Consider the following 331-nt stretch of genomic DNA (forward strand, 5'->3'; position numbering starts at 1 on the left):
CTTTGCGGTTGCCAGCAGTGCCATCAAACATACCATTCACGGAGATGGAAATATTACCGATGATGCAGATACTATCCGAAGTCTGATGGATATGAGCTTTGATATAAAAAGATAACAGAAAGGAATGGATAATAATGAAAACACTTGAAGAGCAGTTTTATGATTATGCAGTAGTTCCCGTAGTAGTTCTCAATGATGCAGAGGATGCGGCTCCCCTGGCAGATGCTCTGGTAAAAGGCGGTCTTCCCTGTGCAGAGGTGACCTTTCGTACAGAGGCGGCAGAGGAGTCTATTCGTATTATGAGCGAAAAATATCCGGAAATGCTGGTTGG

Annotated in this window: 1 pseudogene; it reads left to right on the top strand. The window is 44.1% G+C overall.

Going from position 1 to position 331, the window contains the following annotated elements:
• Positions 1 to 134: 134 nt before the first annotated feature.
• Positions 135 to 331: pseudogene (locus QVP40_RS11670) on the top strand (bifunctional 4-hydroxy-2-oxoglutarate aldolase/2-dehydro-3-deoxy-phosphogluconate aldolase); the annotation flags it as partial.

The organism is Blautia sp. CAG:257 (assembly GCF_000433815.1).
GTDB lineage: Bacteria > Bacillota > Clostridia > Lachnospirales > Lachnospiraceae > Blautia_A > Blautia_A caecimuris.